The following is a 16,780-nucleotide window of genomic DNA, read 5'->3' as shown; positions in this document are numbered from 1 at the left end:
AGACCAACCCGTACGGCGGGGCGATCGCGCTGGGTCACCCGGTCGGTGCGACGGGGGCGATCCTGAGCCTGCGCATCGCGAAGGACATGGTGCGCCGCGACCTCGAACTCGGCATCGTCACCATGTGCATCGGCGGCGGCCAGGCCCTCGCCGCCCTCTTCCGCAGGATCTGAAAATCCGAGGCACCGTCGCGTCGCGCAGCGCACATCGTCACTGCACGGCGACCGTCGCTCCGGCCAGCACTCGGTCCGGGTGGGTGTAGAGGTTCATGGTGGTGCCGCGGAGGAACCCGATGAGGGTCAGTCCGGTGTCGTGGGCGAGGTCGATCGCCAGCGACGACGGCGCCGACACCGCCGCGAGGATCGGGATCCCGGCCATCACCGCCTTCTGCGCCAACTCGAACGACGCCCGACCCGACACCAGCAGCACGGTCCCGCGCAGCGGCACCCGGTCCTGTTCGGTGGCCCACCCGATCAGCTTGTCGACGGCATTGTGNCGGCCGACGTCCTCCNTGACCGCGAGCAGTTCCCCGGACCGGGTGAACAACCCCGCCGCGTGCAAACCCCCGGTNGTNTCGAACACCTTCTGCGCCGCCCGCAACCGATCCGGCAACTCCGCGATCGTCGCCGCCGCCACCCGCACCGTATCGGTGGCGGGGGAATGCCGGGTCCGTTGCCGGATCGCATCGAGGGACGCCTTCCCACACACCCCGCACGAGGACGTGGTGTAGAAGTTGCGTTCGATCCCCATGTCGGGCAGGAACACCCCCGGCGCCAGATCCACATCCAACACGTTATAGGTGTTGACGCCGTGCTCGTCGACACTGTTGCAGTACCGGATCGACGCAATATCCGCGCGCCCGGTGATGATGCCCTCGGTCAGCAGGAACCCCTGCGCCAACTCCACATCCGAGCCCGGGGTCCGCATCGTCACCGCCAACGGGGTGCCGTTCACCCGGATCTCGAGGGGTTCTTCGACGACCGCGGTGTCGACGCGGGTGCGCCGCTGCTCACCGTCGATGCGGGTGAGAGGACGTCGCGTCGTTACTCGGGCCACTGCGACCACCTCGCCGGCGCCGGTCGACTACAGACCCTGTCGTTGGCATCCTTCCGTGTGCCAGACGGTGAGTCGAAGCGGGGAGGGCGGCGTCCGACGTTGCGGACGAACAGGTAGATGAACGCCGCGAACGCGTGCAGAAGCAGAGACAGCACGAATTGCCCTCCTCGAAGACCCCGTCGTTGCCAGAAGTCCCACATTGCTGAACTCAGCCCCGCTTCTCGAGGCGGATCGTGACCGCCTTCGACACCGGGGTGTTCGACTTGCGCGCGACGTGATCGAGCGGGATCAGCGGATTCGTCTCCGGGTAGTAGGCGGCCACATTCCCGACCGGGGTCGGGTAGGGCACCAACCGGAAATCCTCCGCCCGCCGCTCCTCCACGCTGCCATCGGCCGTCGTCCATTCGGAGACCAGGTCCACCCGATCCCCCGCCGCGTACCCGAACGACTCCAGGTCCGCGGCGCTGATGAACAGCACCCGCCGACCACCCTTCACGCCGCGGTAGCGGTCGTCGAGACCGTAGATGGTGGTGTTGTACTGATCATGACTGCGCATGGTCTGCAGGATCAGCTTCCCCTCCGGCACCGGCAGCCACGACAATTCACTGACCGTGAAATTGGCCTTCCCCGTNTTCGTCACGAACCGGCGCTCGTCCCGCGGGGGGTGCGGCAACCCGAACCCGTCGGGCCGGCGCACCTTCCGGTTGAAGTCCTCGAACCCCGGGATCACCCGGGCAATGGAATCCCGGATCCGGTCGTAGTCGGCGGTGAACTCCGCCCACGGCACCGAATGCTCCGGCCCGAACAACGCCTGCGCGATCCCGCAGACGATCGCGACCTCACTACGCAACTGGTCACCGGCCGGGGGCAGGCTGCCGCGGGAGAGGTGCACGATCGACATCGAATCCTCGACGCTGACCTGCTGCTTCTTACCGGCCTGGACATCTTTGTCGGTGCGGCCCAGCGACGGCAGGATCAGTGCGGACTGCCCGGTCACCAGGTGCGAGCGGTTCAGTTTCGTCGACACCTGCACCGTCAACGCACACCGGCGCAGCGCGGCCTCGGTGGTCTCGGTGTCCGGGGTCGCGGANACGAAGTTGCCGCCCATCCCGATGAACACCGACGCCCTGCCGTCGCGCATCGCCCGGATCGAATCGACCGCATCGAACCCGTGCTTNCGNGGCGACCGGATACCGAATTCGGTGTCCAATGCTTGCAGGAACGCTTCGGGCATCTTCTCCCAGATGCCCATCGTCCGGTCACCCTGNACGTTCGAGTGGCCGCGCACCGGGCACACCCCGGCGCCCGGTTTGCCGATCATCCCCNGCAGCAGCAGGTTCACCGCGTCCTGGATGGTCGCGACCCCGTGGGTCTGCTGGGTCAATCCCATCGCCCAGCAGATGATGGTCTTCNTCGATCCGATCAACGCGTCCGCGGTGGCCCGGATCTGCTCGAGCGTCAGCCCGGTGGCCTGCACTACCGTGCCGAGATCGACCCGCCGCAGGTGCGCCGCGCACTCCTCGAACCCGGCGGTGTGCCGGTCGATGAACTCCCGATCCAGCACNGTGCCCGGTGCCGCGTCCTCCGCCTCGAGCAGCAACCGGCCCAACCCCTGGAACAACGCCTGGTCGCCGCCGATCCGGATCTGCAGGAACTCGTCCGCGATCTGCACCCCGTCNCCGACNACGCCGTGCACCTTCTGCGGGTCCTTGAACCGCANCANNCCGGCCTCCGGGAGCGGGTTGATCGCGATGACCTTCGCCCCGTTGCCCTTCGCCTTCTCCAGCGTCGAGAGCATCCGCGGATGATTNGTCCCCGGNTTCTGNCCGGCGATCAGGATCAGGTCGGCGTTCTCGATGTCGGGGACCGACACCGACCCCTTCCCGATCCCGATCGTCTCGACCAACGCCGANCCGGAGGATTCGTGGCACATGTTCGAACAGTCCGGCAGGTTGTTCGTCCCGAACGCCCGGATCATCAGCTGATACAGGAACGCCGCCTCGTTCGACGTGCGCCCGGAGGTGTAGAACACCGCCTCNTCCGGCGACGCCAGGCCGCGCAGTTCCCCGGCGATCAGCGCGAACGCCGCGTCCCACCCGATCGGCTCGTNATGCGTGGCCCCNGGCAGCAGGACCATCGGATGCGTCAACCGGCCCTGCTGNCCCAGCCAGAACTCGGTGCGACCCAGCAGATCCGCCACCGAATGCTCGGCGAAGAACTCCGGNGTCACGGTNCGGGTGGTGGCCTCCTCGGCGACCGCCTTCGCGCCGTTCTCACAGAACTCCGCATGCTTACGGTGCCCCGGAGTCTCCGGCCACGCGCAGCCCGGGCAGTCGAACCCCTGCCGCTGATTCAGCTTCATCAGGGTCCGGGCCGTACGCACCGGACCCATCTGCTCGACGCCGCGCTTGAGCGAGACCAGCACCGCAGGAACACCTGCCGCATAGGACTTCTCGTTCGTGACGACGACATCGTCCTCGTCGATTTCATGAATGTCGTAGGGCATTGCAGTGCTTTCGTCGAGGTTGATAAGTATGTGGGACTGGATTAGCTAATGCCCGACGAAACTATTCGAACGCCTTCTCCGTTCGCGCCTTTCCACGAGCTGGCCGCGCAAGGCGATCCGGACATCCGGCGACAGGTGACGCGACGCCACCTTCTCGAGAATCTCGCGAAGGTGCTGGTCGTACCTGAGCTCCGTCATTCCGAAGTCGATCCAGATTTCGTCAGATGGAGGTCCGCCATACGGCAGCCACCGACACGCGACCTCGAGGATTGCTGGATCGAGACCTTCCACGATCACCCTCCTGCACTCAACCTGCGAACGACTCGATTTGCCATTCAGCTTTGGCGATGATGCCGTGTATGGCGTCGTCGTGACGGTGTTGTCGGCATGGTTGAACACACAGGGTGGGGTATCGCGGCGAAGTCGACTAATCGGGACGAATCGCGATCCCGATGTCTGTGTGGTCGACCCGCGACGCTCGAGACCGCCTTGTTGGGCCTGGCGGACGTGGGGCGTGTCGCACTTTCTCTGCCACGCGGAGCGCGTCCAAAGTGCCGGAAACGTCGTGCACACGCACACCCCACGCGCCACGGTGTGCCGCGAGAGCGGAGATGACTGCGGTGGCGGTGTCACGGCCCACGGTGGGGCGGTCCTGACCATCTTCTCCGAGCAGTGCACCGAGGAAACGTTTTCGGGACGCGCCGATGAGAACCGGGTACCCAAGTGCGCACAGTCGAGGGAGATGGGTCAACAGCGCCCAGTTGTCGTCACTGCTCTTGCCGAAACCCAGGCCAGGATCGACGATCACCGATTCCGGAGAGACGCCCGCGGCGAGCGCGCGAGAAACCATCGCGTCGAGGTCGCAGAGGACTTCGGTGACGATGTCGCACGGCCGTGGCCGCGACGAGTCCGACATGCTGTGCCAGTGGTTGATGATCAGTCGAACTCCAGTTTCTGCTGCAACGTCAAACATTTCCGGGTCCGCGCCACCACCGGACACGTCATTGATGTAGGTGGCGCCGGCGCGGACTGCTGCCGCGGCGGTATCTGCTCGCATCGTGTCGACGCTGACCGTGACACCGCGCGCAGCCAGTGCCTCGACGACGGGGACCACTCGGTCCCGCTCGACCTTCTCCGGTACTCGTTGTGCCCCGGGGCGCGTGGATTCACCACCGACATCGACCACGTGTGCGCCCGCTCGGTGAAGGCGGAGTCCGTGTGCGACGGCCGAGGATCGGTCGAGAAACCGACCCCCGTCGGAGAAGGAATCGGAGGTGACGTTGAGGATGCCGACCGCGGTTGTCCCGACCGGTTGGGCGCCAGCGGCAGTGGTGGAGTCGGGCGTGTGCGGGTTGGCGAATCGCGGCGAACAGGATCGGCTCATCGTGCCGGGAATGCTCGTTCGGCGGCTTCGACGATGTTGACCAACAGCATCGCGCGGGTCATCGGGCCGACACCTCCGGGCATCGGGGTGAGGTGGCCGGCGATCCCCCAGGCGTTGGGGGCGATGTCGCCGATGATGCCGTTCTCGGTTCGTGTGATGCCCACATCGAGGACCGCGGCACCCGGTTTGATGTCGGAGCCGTCGATCAGGGCTGCGCTACCGGCCGCGCCGACGACGATGTCCGCCTCGCGCAGGTGCTTGCGTAGGTCCCGGGTTCCTCGGTGGCACAGGGTGACCGTCGCATTCTCTGATTCTCGGGTGAGAAGAAGGCCGAGGGGACGCCCGACGGTGATGCCGCAGCCGACGACGACGACCTCGGCCCCGTCGAGCGGAACACTGTACCGGCGGAGGAGTTCGACGATGCCCCGCGGCGTGCACGGCAGCGGTCCCGGGGCTCCGAGAACCAGCCGGCCGAGGTTGACCGGGTGCAGGCCGTCGGCGTCCTTGTCCGGATCGATCCGCTCGAGGAGCGCGGTCCGGTCGACATGCGCGGGCACCGGGAGTTGCACGATGTATCCGGTGCACGCCGGCTCGCTGTTGAGGTCGTCGAGTGCGGCGAGGGCGTCGGCGGTGCTCGCGCCGGCGGGAAGGGTGATCTTGAACGAGGACACACCGATCTCGGCGCAGTCCCGGTGCTTGCCGGCGACATAGGCCCTGCTGGCCGGGTCCTCGCCGATCAGGACCGTCCCGAGTCCGGTCGCGACCTGCCCAGCGGCCAGTGCCGATACTCGTTCGGTCAGCTCACGGCGGATGTCCTTGGCTGTTGCCTTGCCGTCGAGTACCACCGTGGGCTCGGTCATCGTGGACGAGAGTGCGCTCACCGAACATGCCCCTTTCGAGAGAGTGACGCAGGAGGTCGTGGATGACGGGTCCTGCGGAAGGCGTGCGTGTCGCGGCGCCTGCTTCGCTGTCAACGCTAAGGGGGCCCGCACTCGTTCGGCAGTGGCGTCCGACGGGAAAAACCTGCCGATCGCGGCGGGCATCACTAGGTCAATTGACGCGCCGCCCGCCGACTCGACTGTTCCGTGGCGTCCTACCATGAATCGGGTGAACGGTAGATCGATCGTGGACGCAATCGCCATCGGTGTTGCGGTCGTCGACGACGCCGGCCGCTTCGTCTCGACCAATTCCGCCGGCGCGGTCATGCTCGGCGCCAAGGACACGGGTGAGCTGCTGGGGGTGCAGAGCCCGTTCGACATCGGCGCCGATCCAGTCGGGGCGGACACAGAGGCCAATGCTGCCGCCGAGCGGGTCGGCTACTGGGATGTCGGTCTCGAGGACTTCGTGATGCTGTCCTACCAAGTCGGCTCTGCGGTGGCCGGCGGAATGGTCATCACCTTCCGGGACGTCACCGATCAACGGCGGCAACAAGGTCGCGTCGCCGCGTTGGCCCGCACGGCGGCAAACATGGCATCCCAGCACTCGGTGGCCACCGTGCTTGATGCGATGGCGTGGGAAGTCCAGCAATCCGAGGGCGTCGCCGCGACCCAGTTCATCACCGTCGCGCCTGCCAGCAGGCGGCTGCAGGTGATGGGGGCTGCCGGGTTCTCCGAGGTGCACACGTTCTTCGACCTGCTCATGGCCTCGCACCGCCGGGGTGCGACCCTGGCCACCTACGAGGTGATGGATAGTGGACGGCAGATCGTCTACCCGAACCGGAAGGCCGCAATGCTGGCCGATCCCGACTGGCAGCCGCTCCACGAGTATGTCTCACAGATCGAGTGGGATGACTTCGTCTGCACACCCTTGATTACCCGAGGCAAGGCCGTCGGCGTCCTCAACGTCTACATGGAACCGAGCTATCACGCCGGACAGACCATGCTCGACTTCTTCACCGCGATGGCGGACCAGGCATCGCTGGCGATCGACTACGCCACTTTGCTGGAACGTGATCGCATAGCGGTGCGCAGGGAAGAGCGCAAGCGCTTGGCCCGTGATCTTCACGATTCTGTTGTGCAGCAGGTCTTTTCGATCGGCATGCAGGCACGGGCCCTGGAGCGCATGGGCGCCAAGGCTCCCGAGCCGCTCGCCACGGACATCGCGCGGATCGCCGCGGAGGTCGCCGAGCTGAGTCTGGCGGTGCAACACGATCTGCGTGGGGTGGTCCTCGCACTGCAGCCGTCGATGTCCGCCGAGATGGGGCTCTCGGCGGCATTGCAACTCCTCGTCGAGAAGATCACCCGCCGCACGGACATCCAGATCGAATTGTCCGTCGGTCCGGAACTCGACGAGGACGACACCGACTTCATCGAGGACGTCTACCAGGTTGTCAGTGAATCCCTGCACAATGCGGTCAAGCACGCGGCACCGTCCACCGTCGCGGTGAGCGTGGATATCTCCGAAGACCCTCGGCTGGTGCGGGTCGACATCATCGACGACGGTGCCGGTCTGACGGCCGCGGCCTCGACCACGGACGGATATGGACTGACATCCATGCGGGACCGGGTCGGCAGGTGGTCCGGGCAGCTTCACGTCACGACGAACGGCTCCGGCCGCGGCACCCACGTCAGCGCGACCCTCGTGCCGCCCCCGCCACATCCCGATCAAAGGAAGTAGGACGCCATGGACGAGTCGGCCACAATGATTCGTGTACTCCTCATCGACGATCACGCGGTCGTCCGGCGTGGAATCACCAGCTTCCTCGCCTCCACCGACGACATCGTCGTCGCGGCCGAAGCCGGTGACGGCGTGGAAGCCTTGGAGAAGCTCGCCGACATGGCGGCACACCAGCAGCTGCCCGACGTTGCCCTGCTCGACCTCGTCATGCCCCGAATGGACGGTGTGGAGGCCGCCAAGGAAATCGCTGCCCGCTACCCCAGTGTCCGGGTCGTCGTCCTGACCAGCTTCGGGGAGACCGAACGAGTGCACGCGGCGCTCGCCAACGGCGCCTCCGGATATCTCCTCAAGGATGCCGATCCGTCCGAGGTCGAGTCGGCGATCCGCGCCTCGACCCGCGACGAGGTGTTCCTCGACACCGCGATCGCCCGCCAGTTGACCCACCAGATGATCACGCCCGCCGCCGGACTGCGATCGTTAAGTGCCCGCGAACGCGACGTCCTCATCCTCGTCGCCCGCGGCATGTCGAACCGTGCCATCGCCACGGAGCTGTCGATCAGCGAACGCACCGCGCGCACCCACGTAGGCAATGTGCTGGCGAAGATGCACCTCAACTCGCGCACCCAGGCCGCACTCGTCGCGGTCCGCGAAGGGCTTGTCCAGCCCTGATTCGTCACGGTTCACCTTCCAGGCACGCAATACGATGACTGGGGGTCGTCCGATCACTGTGCCAACTGGTCAGCCCTGAGTCCGCAAAAGACCACGGCCTCGTTGAGCAGCACCCGAAACACACGCCCACGGGACCACGGCAGCTACGGATCCGCCGCCGCGACACCGGATCAACTGTGGCACTGCCATCGTCACCGAGGACCGGGTCACGACGTCGGTGTGGATGAGCGGAGAGCCTGGCCAAACACAGCGTGGTCCGCAGGGGACGATTTGATACTCCGGAAGTCGTGAGAAAAGCACTTGCCGTGAGGTTCTCGTGCCTTCGACCGTCTGGGATCACACTTCGCGACAGTCGGCCACTCGCGTCCCCAGCTGGCGATTGTCGTGTTGTAAGCCAGCTGTGCTCCCAGCACAAGAACGGGGCCACATTTGGCGACCTGGCATATGGTACAGGTCACATTCGGCCCCTAGTCTTAGTCGCGTCACCGGCTGTCGATAGCTGAAACAGACACCCACTGACTCGACCGCTCGGCATTCTCGTCCTTGTCTGACCGGCTGGCGAGCGCCTCGAATGAAGTGGACGCCTTAGTTTGGTCAGCTCTCGATAGGTCAGGTGACTGCGGAACGGTTCGGCTTCCGTCACCCGATCCGGTGCGGTGGCACGCCTCTTCTGCAAACGACGTTCGTCGAAAGTTGACATCCTCAGAGAAGGAACGATCGCTATGAGCTTCACTGAAGCAGACTTTCCTGACGTGGACCTGGCCACGTTCAAGGATCGTCCGTACCTCAGCAGGTTGAAGGTTCTCACGCGCCATTGGGCCGAGTTCGGTGTCGGAACTCCGTGGAGCGTGCACATGCTGTACGTCGCCAAGATAGTTACCTATCTCTTCACCGGAGTGGTGATCGCCAGTTTCACGAGCGGTTTCGGTGGCTTCTGGGATATCGGAGCCTTCTGGGCTCAACCGATCTTCTATCAGAAGATGTTGCTGTGGACCATGCTGTTCGAGTTCCTCGGGCTCGGAGCGTCCTCCGGTCCGCTCGCATTCCGCTTCTCGCCACCGATCGGTGGGGTCTTGCATTGGTTGCGGCCGAACACAATCCGGCTACCACCATGGTCATCCGCGGTCCCCTTCACGAAGGGGAGCAAGCGTACCTGGTTCGACGTTGCGACCTATCTGGGAGTGGTCGCTTCGCTGGTCACCCTCCTACTGTCCGACGGTGTCTGGAAGGACGGACAGCCCGCCGATAGTGTCGGGTTGCTCGACCCGTCGCTGTTGCTGCCGCTGATCGTGCTGCTCGCGATCGCCGGTTTGCGAGACAAGACACTCTTCCTGGCGGCGCGGTCCGAGCAGTACTGGGTGGCCGCCACCTTCTTCGCGCTCCTTCCCTTCGTCGAGATGATCGTCGGACTGAAGCTGATCATGATGGCGGTCTGGTGGGGTGCAGCATTCTCAAAGTTGGGCCGCCACTTTTCGTTCGTCGTCTCGGCGATGATGAGCAATGCACCATGGTTCCGCTCGCCCCGCCTGAAGCGGCGCCTGTATCGGAACTATCCGGATGATCTGCGTCCTTCCAAGCTGGCGTCGTTCATAGCGCACCAGGGAACCGTCATCGAGTTCGTTGTACCCGTTGTGTTGCTGTTGTCGTCGAACCGGCTCGTGACGATCTGCGCGTTGGTAGTCATCGTGTTCTTCCACCTTTTCATCACGTCAATGTTCCCGCTCGGAGTTCCTTTGGAATGGAACGTCTTCTACGTCTTCAGCGCTGTCTACCTGTTCGGGCTGTATCCCGCCGACGGTTACGGCATCGGGTCGATCTCGCCGATGCTGTTGCTCGCGCTTGTTCTCGGATTGTCACTCTTTCCGGTTCTGGGAAACTTCTTTCCCGACAGGATCTCGTTCCTGTGGTCGATGCGCTACTACGCAGGTAACTGGGCAACCACCCAGTGGGCGTTTCGCAAGGGAAGCGAGTCCCGCCTGAACGACAAGATCGTGAAGGCTGCGCCGATCCAGGTCGATCAACTCACGTCACTGTATGGGCGGGACGTGGCTGAACTGCTCGTCGAGAAGGCGGTTGCGTGGCGATCTCTTCACAGCCACGGCAGAGCACTGACCACTCTGATCGGAAACCACGTCGACTCCTATCAGAATTACGACATTCGGGAAGGCGAATTCGTTGCAGGCGCGGTGCTGGGTTGGTCCTTCGGAGACGGGCATCTACACGGGGCACAGTTGATGGAGGCGATTCAGGAGCGGTGCCGCTTCGCATCGGGTGAAGCGATTGTCGTCTACATCGAATCGCAACCCGTCCACAACTTGCGACAGCGGTATCGCGTCTACGACCTGGCGGTCGGAGAGATCGAACGCGGATACATCGACGTCGCCGACATGATCGCCGCGCAACCGTGGCTCGAAGACGGACCCATCCGGGTCCATCCGCAATGGTCCCTCGCCGACCATCGCGGCTCATACGGAAAAGGTGTTGTGGAAGCATGACCACCGCACTAGTGGTCGGCGCAGGGCCCAATGGCCTGGCTGCAGCCGTCACGCTCGCCCAACACGGCATCGAAGTGACCGTAATCGAGGCTGCCGAGACCATCGGGGGCGGTACGCGAAGCAGCGAACACACTCTCCCCGGGGTATTGCACGACGACTGCTCGGCAATCCATCCAATGGGCGCTGGCTCCCCGTATCTTCGAACCCTCGATCTCGCTTCGCACGGACTCGAGTGGAAGTGGCCGGAGGTCGACGCTGCGCACCCGCTCGACACCGGCAGTGCGGGAGTGCTGCTCCGCTCCCTTGATGACACTGCACAGCAGCTCGGCGTCGATGGTCGGCGGTGGTGCCAACTGTTCGGGCCGCTGGCCACTCGATTCGACGACCTCGCGCAGGATCTGTTGCGGCCGATTACCCACGTGCCCCGCCATCCCGGCGCGCTCACACAGCTCGGGCTGCGCGCGGTGCCGCCGGCAGGGACGTTGGCGCGCGTATTCCAATCCGAGGAGGCGCGGGCGCTCTTCGCCGGAATCGCCGCGCACGTTATTCACCCGCTTACCCGCCCGGCGACGTCGTCGGTCGGCGCGATGATGATCGCTGCCGCGCACACCTACGGGTGGCCGGTAGCAGCCGGCGGGTCGCAGTCGATCACGAACGCTCTGGCCTCACTCCTCGGATCACTCGGCGGAAAGATCGAGACCGGTCAACCAGTGCGCTCGCTGGGTGACCTACCGCCATCGGACATCGTGATGCTCGATCTTGCGCCGCGAGGTGTTGTGGATATCGCAGGCGACCTCCTACCGGCGCGAGTTCGACGCGCGTATAGCCGATATCGGCACGGTCCCGGTGCCTTCAAGGTCGACCTGGCAGTCGAGGGTGGCGTCCCATGGATCAATGAATACTGCCGTCGAGCGGGCACGGTACACCTCGGCGGAGACCTTGCCGAGATCATTGCCTCTGAACGTGACGTTGCGCGGGGAATCATGCCGTCGCGGCCGTTCGTCTTGATCGGTCAGCAGTACCTTGCCGATCCAGACCGTTCGAACGGTGACGTTCATCCGATCTGGGCGTATGCTCACGTACCCCATGGGTACAGTGGCGATGCAACAGATGCCATCATCGGCCAGATCGAACGGTTTGCGCCCGGAACGCGCGAGCGGATCGTGGGTGCCTTCAGTAGATCGACAGCTGCGATGAGCGTCTACAACCCGAACTATGTCGGCGGCGACATCATCACCGGCGAGAACAATCCCGTTCAATTGGTGTTGCGCCCCCGCATTGCCATCGATCCGTATCGCACTGGAATCGACGGCGTTTATATCTGTTCGGCCGCAACACCTCCAGGTGCTGGAGTGCACGGGATGTGCGGACATAATGCGGCCCTCGCAGCGCTACGGAACTGTGGAAAGTCGAGCGGGAGGTGACAGTGCCTTGTTTGAGGCAGCAGATCGGTCCGCCGAGCGGAACAACAGGGTGATCCGAGAGATCGCCGATCGTGTCATTCCCCATCAAGCAGAATTCGCCGAGGGATTGCTCACTTCCATCATCACAGACATGCCCTCGGTCGTTCCGGATCGCGAATATCGCGACATGCTTCGAGTGAGCGTCATCGAGAACACGATGATCCTCCTCGATGCACTTCGTGCCAATGTCGACCCGGCGAGCATTTCTCCACCGCCCGGTGCGGTGACATATGCGCGCGGACTTGCTCGACGCGGCGTTTCCCTGGCAGACCTGTTGCGGATCTATCGGGTGGGTCAAGCACAGTTCACCGGGATCTGCCTTGACGTGGCCGACGGCCTGGACGAGGCCAACGACTTACGGGCGGTGAAAACAGTGATCGACACAGTCGCGACCTACCTCGACCACGTGTGTGAATGCATCACTGTCGATTTCGAGGAGGAGCGCGAACGGTGGATTCATAGCCGCAGCGGATTGAAGCAACATTGGATATTTCGGCTATTGGCCGGAACAGTGGTCGATACGACGGAGGCGCAGCGGGCCATCGGCTATCCGCTCTCGGGAACTCATCTGGCCGTCGATGCGTGGATTACTCCAGATCGCGCGCAGGTGATGGCGCCGGATGAGGTACTCGACCGCTTCCATGACCTGTTGACCACGGCGGCCGCGCGGGCGCAAACGGTGTCAGTTCACACCGATGAGGCAGCCATGACGATCTGGGTGTCACTGCGCGAGCCGGAGCGAAATCTCGTCGCCAGGCTCAGAGCCCTGCTCGACGCTGATCCGCTCCCGGTTCAGGTGACCACGGGACTGCCGTGTGACGGTGTCGATGGCTTCCGGACTTCGTACGACCAGGCAGCACGCGTGAGAGCGCTCGCTGAATCGGCCAGGCCTGGGCCACCTCAGATCCTCACGTTCGCCGACGTTGCCCCCGTCGCGATGATGAGGGGCGACGTCGCCGAGTTACGCCACTTCGTGGGAGAAACTCTCGGCCCGTTGTCAACCGATACTGAACGTGCACATGAACTCCGCGAAACACTGCGCGTCTACCTGGCATGCAATCGGAGCCCCGCGGCGGCGTCCGAGCGCATGATGCTGCATCGAAATACGGTCACGTACCGGGTTCAGCAAGCATCCGAGGAACTCGAAGGAACGCCCGATGGAGTCGATCAGTTCACTGTATCGGCCGCTCTGGAGGTCTGCCGGTGGTACGGCAGTTCCGTGCTGCGTTCGCCGTGACATCACGGCGATTGGCCTCCGAAACGTGGCGTGGGCCGATCGTCTGGTTGCACACCGGTGGACTGTGCAACCGTCAGGACCTGTTAACCCACCGAACGACAGACAGTGCCCGCTCTACCAGCGTTGCGGCAGTCCGCAGTTCATCGGCTTTTCGGCGAACCTCCGATCGTCGAGAGCGTGAGCTGGGGAGTATCCCACCTACATTTGAATCAGCATCCAAGGGCGCAACCTCTGACGCATCGCGACCTCCTCGTCCGGCCTCGGCCCACCGCCAAGCCTGGACCTCAACTCTCCGAAAGTGATTTACCGATGATGAATACTCCCGCAGCTGGAGACGAGCTTCGTCCGGCACCCACCAAGACCGAGTGGCACGACAGCCGGATCGGCCGGTACCTATTGAAGATCGAGGAACGCACTGAGCAGCACTTCGACACCTACGACGACGCTTGGCGATGGTCGATCACGGATCTCAAGAGCTTTTGGGAATCGATCTGCGACGAATTCGGCGTCATCGCGCACACACCGCATTCCGCGGTACTGAAAGACCCGACAATGCCCGGGGCACAGTGGTTCCCAGGTATGACACTCAACTACGCAGAACATGTCCTGCGAGAGCTGTCGGCGCGACCAGACACGGCGATGGTCCTCTCACGTAGCCAGACCGCGGGCAACGTCGAGTGGACCGGTGCACGCCTGATCGCGGAGATCGGACGCATCCAGTCAGGTCTGGCCCGATTAGGTGTCGGGCGCGGGGACCGTATCGTCGGCTACCTGCCGAATATCCCCGAAGCCGTCGCCGCGTACCTCGCTACCAGCGCGATGGGGGCGGTGTGGAGCTCTGTTCCTCCGGAGATGGGGGCGAGCGCCGCACTACAACGCATCAGCCAGCTCGATCCCTCGTTGGTCATATCGGTTGACGGATACCGCTGGGGCGACAAGACCATCCGCCGCGAATCCGATCTCATGGAAATCAGAGCTGCACTACCCGATTCCACGATGGTTCTGCTGCCCTATCTCGACTCAGACGCAACCATTCCCGACAACTTCATGTCGTACTCCGAGTTCACCGCTGAGGACGGGCCCGTCACCACGGAACCGGTGCCCTTCGGTCATCCACTCGTGGTGCTATTTTCCTCTGGAACCACGGGGCGCCCCAAAGCCATTGTGCACTGCCACGGCGGGTTTCTCGTCGAACACTATAAGATGCTCGGCCTTCACCAGGACTTCACCGCAGACGACATCGCGTTCTACTACACCACCACCGGTTGGGTCGTGTGGAACCTGATGGTGTCCTCGCTCCTGCTCGGCACGGCCATTGTGCTTGTCGACGGCGATCCGGCGTGGCCGGCGCTCGATGGCCCGTGGTCACAGTGGGCAATTGCTGCAGAGACAGGAGCGACGTTCCTTGGGACCGGCGCAGCCTACTTGACGCGTTGGGCACATTCGGGACTACGCCCCGCAGACCAGTGGGATCTGCGGAATCTGCGGCTGATCATGTCATCCGGATCAGCGTTGGCAGCCGACGCGTCCGGGTGGATCTACACCGCGGTGAACAACGATCTCCTGCTGCTCTCGTCCTCTGGGGGCACCGATGTGGGAACAGGATTCGTCGGAGGGTGCCCGTTGGTGGCCGTTTATGCGGGCGAGATGTCCTGCCGCCCACTCGGGGTCGATGTCGACGCACTCGACCCGCACGGAGTTCCCGTTCAGGGTGTTCCCGGCGAACTGGTGGTTCGCCAGCCAATGCCCTCGATGCCGGTGTTCTTCTGGGGCGATGAAGATTTTGCACGGTACCGCGCGAGCTACTTCGACATATATCCGAACCAATGGCGACACGGCGACTGGCTGATCCACACCGAGCGCGACACGTGGGTGATTACCGGTCGTTCCGATGCGACCCTCAACCGAGGTGGGGTTCGGCTCGGCACCGCCGAGTTCTACGCTGTCCTCGACTCGCAACCCGACATTACCGACAGCATCATTCTGCATTTCGAAGATGAAGCCGGGATGGGTGAACTGGTGCTCGCCGTCGAGGTTGCGACTACCAGCACTGTCGAACCGGAACAACTGCATCGAGAGGTTCGACGCGCACTTCGGACACACCTCTCACCGCGGCACGCTCCTGATCATGTCGTCATCGTTCCCAGCATTCCGCGCAATAGGACCGGCAAACGCCTCGAGCTTCCGCTGAAGCGGATAGTCAAGGGTGAAAGTATCTCTGACGTCCTCGACGTCGGGGTGGTAGTGAGTCCGGAGCATATTTCCGAGACTGCCTCACTCATACGACGCGCCCTGCACGGTATCCCAACCACCGCCTGACGGTAGCCGCAACGCCGACCCCACCCATCCCGACCAAGGAACAACGATGAGTGTCACCAACTCCCCAGCGCACGATTCCAGTATTCGCGCAGAGAAGTACGAATGCGCAATCGACTTCGACGCAATTTCCGCCCTCGACGTCCATACCCATGTGGAGGTTGACGGGTGCGGTCATCGAGCACTTGACGACGATCTCATGGCAGCGTCCGCCCAATACTTCAAATCAGAGGCGGACAGGGCCAGCACAGTCGATTCGGTCGCGGCTCACTACCGTGCGCGGAACATGGCAGCGGTCGTCTTCACGGTGGATGCCGGCTCCGCCAGCGGTCACTCCGGAAACTCGGTAGAAGACATTGCCCGAGGTGCCGCGCGCAACAACGACGTGCTGATCCCCTTCGGATCTGTCGATCCGTGGGGTGGCAAGGCGGCCGTCAAAAGGGCCGTTCACCTGATCGACGACTACGGAGTTCGTGGCTTCAAGTTCCACCCCAGCATGCAAGGCTTCGAACCGAACGACCACAGATTCTATCCGCTGTACGAGACAATCGCAGAAGCCGGGGTACCGGCTCTGTTCCACACCGGACAGACTGGCATCGGAGCGGGTCTCCGCGGAGGTCATGGCGTCAAACTCCGCTATTCCAATCCCATGCTGCTCGACGACATCGCTGCCGACTTTCCCGATCTCACCATCATCATGGCCCACCCGGCGATCCCGTGGGCCGACGAACAGATCGCCATCGCAACCCACAAAGCCAACGTCTACATCGACCTCTCCGGATGGTCCCCGAAATACTTTCCTCCCCAACTCATCCGTGCCGCGAACTCGTATCTCAGACACAAGGTTCTCTTCGGTTCCGATTTTCCCGTTCTGCAATCGGATCGATGGATGAGTGAGTTCGACAAACTCGAGATCAGGAATGAGGTTCGCCCGTTGATCCTGAAGGAGAACGCCCTCACCGCTCTGGGTCTCCACCATTCCAGGTAAGAGCCAACGAACACCTGAATCATCGTCCGGTGAGGATGAATGCCGGCGCA

Annotated in this window: 13 protein-coding genes and 1 pseudogene; 9 read left to right on the top strand and 5 right to left on the bottom strand. The window is 63.6% G+C overall.

What is annotated here, in order from left to right:
* Window positions 1-173, top strand: a pseudogene (locus tag CA951_RS37785) (acetyl-CoA C-acyltransferase); the annotation flags it as partial.
* Between the two features lie 37 nt (window positions 174-210).
* Here CA951_RS37785 and fdhD read toward each other — a convergent pair.
* The 5 genes from fdhD to CA951_RS37765 all read right to left on the bottom strand — a co-directional run bounded on the left by fdhD (window position 211) and on the right by CA951_RS37765 (window position 5,806).
* Window positions 211-1,056, bottom strand: coding sequence for a formate dehydrogenase accessory sulfurtransferase FdhD (gene fdhD / locus CA951_RS37780; RefSeq protein WP_087561736.1), 846 nt, complete (start codon window positions 1,054-1,056; stop codon window positions 211-213).
* A 208-nt stretch (window positions 1,057-1,264) separates the two neighbouring features.
* Window positions 1,265-3,562, bottom strand: coding sequence for an FdhF/YdeP family oxidoreductase (locus CA951_RS37775; RefSeq protein WP_087561730.1), 2,298 nt, complete (start codon window positions 3,560-3,562; stop codon window positions 1,265-1,267).
* Between the two features lie 45 nt (window positions 3,563-3,607).
* Window positions 3,608-3,961 carry a hypothetical protein gene (locus tag CA951_RS43090; RefSeq protein WP_143543161.1) on the bottom strand — a complete coding sequence of 118 codons (354 nt, stop codon included), beginning with the start codon at window positions 3,959-3,961 and terminating at the stop codon, window positions 3,608-3,610.
* Between the two features lie 28 nt (window positions 3,962-3,989).
* Window positions 3,990-4,946, bottom strand: coding sequence for a dihydropteroate synthase (gene folP / locus CA951_RS37770; protein ID WP_087561729.1), 957 nt, complete (start codon window positions 4,944-4,946; stop codon window positions 3,990-3,992).
* Entirely contained in the window at window positions 4,943-5,806 is an 864-nt protein-coding gene (locus CA951_RS37765; RefSeq protein ID WP_087561735.1) for a bifunctional methylenetetrahydrofolate dehydrogenase/methenyltetrahydrofolate cyclohydrolase, read from the bottom strand. The genes folP and CA951_RS37765 overlap by 4 nt, the downstream gene beginning before the upstream one ends.
* A gap of 142 nt (window positions 5,807-5,948) precedes the next feature.
* On the opposite strand from CA951_RS37765, the gene CA951_RS37760 reads away from it, so the two are divergent.
* The 8 genes from CA951_RS37760 (at window position 5,949) to CA951_RS37730 (ending at window position 16,730) form a co-directional block, all read left to right on the top strand.
* A complete protein-coding gene (locus CA951_RS37760) occupies window positions 5,949-7,562 on the top strand; it encodes a histidine kinase (protein ID WP_179220459.1) in 1,614 nt (537 codons plus the stop codon).
* A 6-nt stretch (window positions 7,563-7,568) separates the two neighbouring features.
* Window positions 7,569-8,231, top strand: a complete 663-nt coding sequence (locus CA951_RS37755) for a response regulator transcription factor (RefSeq protein ID WP_087561727.1) — start codon at window positions 7,569-7,571, stop codon at window positions 8,229-8,231.
* Window positions 8,232-8,547: 316 nt separating this feature from the next.
* Window positions 8,548-8,730, top strand: coding sequence for a hypothetical protein (locus CA951_RS45275; RefSeq protein ID WP_373415056.1), 183 nt, complete (start codon window positions 8,548-8,550; stop codon window positions 8,728-8,730).
* 157 nt (window positions 8,731-8,887) lie between these two features.
* The gene (locus CA951_RS37750; RefSeq protein WP_256974245.1) at window positions 8,888-10,726 is read left to right on the top strand and encodes a DUF3556 domain-containing protein; all 1,839 of its coding nucleotides are present in this window, start codon (window positions 8,888-8,890) and stop codon (window positions 10,724-10,726) included.
* Entirely contained in the window at window positions 10,723-12,150 is a 1,428-nt protein-coding gene (locus CA951_RS37745) for an NAD(P)/FAD-dependent oxidoreductase (RefSeq protein WP_087561725.1), read from the top strand. Before CA951_RS37750 ends, CA951_RS37745 begins: the two co-directional genes overlap by 4 nt.
* Window positions 12,151-12,157: 7 nt before the next feature.
* Complete coding sequence (locus CA951_RS37740) at window positions 12,158-13,426, top strand: CdaR family transcriptional regulator (RefSeq protein WP_179220458.1); 1,269 nt, start codon at window positions 12,158-12,160, stop codon at window positions 13,424-13,426.
* 309 nt (window positions 13,427-13,735) lie between these two features.
* Window positions 13,736-15,745, top strand: coding sequence for an acetoacetate--CoA ligase (locus CA951_RS37735; RefSeq protein WP_218780557.1), 2,010 nt, complete (start codon window positions 13,736-13,738; stop codon window positions 15,743-15,745).
* A 46-nt stretch (window positions 15,746-15,791) separates the two neighbouring features.
* Complete coding sequence (locus CA951_RS37730; RefSeq protein ID WP_087561723.1) at window positions 15,792-16,730, top strand: amidohydrolase family protein; 939 nt, start codon at window positions 15,792-15,794, stop codon at window positions 16,728-16,730.
* The last annotated feature ends 50 nt before the right edge of the window (window positions 16,731-16,780 follow it).

It is taken from the genome of Rhodococcus sp. NCIMB 12038 (assembly GCF_002165735.1).
Classification (GTDB): Bacteria; Actinomycetota; Actinomycetes; order Mycobacteriales; family Mycobacteriaceae; genus Rhodococcus_F.
Note: the sequence above shows the minus strand (reverse complement) of the source record. Positions and strands in the feature narration are given on the sequence as shown.